Source organism: Oleiphilus sp. HI0061 (assembly GCF_001635675.1).
In genome coordinates, this window is sequence record NZ_LWFE01000338.1 from 1 (window position 1) to 964 (window position 964).

Below are 964 nucleotides of genomic sequence, written 5' to 3' on the forward strand. Positions count from 1 at the left end.
CAAAACACCAAGAGTAAAAAAACGGGTAAAGTGCTAATTCTAAGTTTTTGTTTGAATAGAAGTGACACAATAAATACGGTGAGGCCGCAAATCAGAGTTCGGTAGGCAATTATGTCCCAGGCAGCATAGGGAATTAGTTTTGAAAAAAGTGCTGTACCACCAAGCAATAATGCGGCGATATGCATATGAAGCAGTACTTTATTATATATATTCATTTAAGCTTCATAGCAAGTATTAATTATCAGTAGCTGAGTGATACTGCCAAATACCATCAAGCTTAATGAAATGGCTATTCTCTACAATTCGCTGAGCCTTGCCCGACACTTTATAACGTGCAACGAAAGACACTTGGCCTTCCTTATCATCCTCTAGACCTGCTACTGTATCTTTAATTTTCAAACCAAGCCACTTACTTTGTGAATCGAAATCAAGGTTGCTTGGGCGGGTGTCCGGGTGCCAGCTTGTTAGAAGGTAGTCTTCATTCTCAAGTACAAAGGCACTGTAGCGAGAGCGCATTAGCTGCTCGGCTCTTAGTGCTTTAGCTATGTCAGCATGAATAAGAGCACAGCAGTCGTCATACGTCAGGGAAGACCCACAGGGGCAAGGAGCTTTGGGCATTAATCTCGTCTTAATTTGTCGCTAATAGCGATCGGATTGGGGAAGTTAAAGATAACAATATATGAGTTAAAGATGAAAGTCAGTATTGCTGTGGCCTGGATAAGGTGGGAGGCCTCGGTCCCTATCAAAGCCGATGCGGTTGCCAGGTAGGCAATCAGTAACGAAAACTCACTAATTTGGCCTAATCGAAAACCAGCTTCCCAGGCAATGTCATTGGGTTCTTTGCTGCGCGTAAGCAACCAACGGAATATCACTGGCTTGATAACAATAATCAGCCCAGCCAGTAGTAGTGAGGGGAGAATAACGTCTGCCAGTAAGCCTAAGTTGAATGAAGCGCCCAGCGAAA

At 43.5% G+C, this 964-nt stretch carries 3 protein-coding genes; all 3 read right to left on the minus strand.

Going from position 1 to position 964, the window contains the following annotated elements; genetic code table 11:
* Window positions 1-215, minus strand: a 215-nt coding sequence (locus tag A3735_RS31710) for a hypothetical protein (RefSeq protein ID WP_231882384.1), incomplete at its 3' end; no start/stop codon positions are given.
* Window positions 216-234: 19 nt separating this feature from the next.
* Window positions 235-618, minus strand: coding sequence for a YchJ family protein (locus A3735_RS04635; protein ID WP_068513714.1), 384 nt, complete (start codon window positions 616-618; stop codon window positions 235-237).
* A partial coding sequence (locus tag A3735_RS30275) for a cation:proton antiporter (protein ID WP_369820507.1) occupies window positions 618-964 on the minus strand: 347 nt, incomplete at its 5' end. The genes A3735_RS30275 and A3735_RS04635, both read right to left, overlap by 1 nt.

What these genes read in the sequence shown, in the direction of transcription:
- A3735_RS04635 (WP_068513714.1), bottom strand. Translation starts at nt 618, where the DNA reads ATGCCCAAAGCTCCTTGCCCCTGTGGGTCTTCCCTGACGTATGACGAC.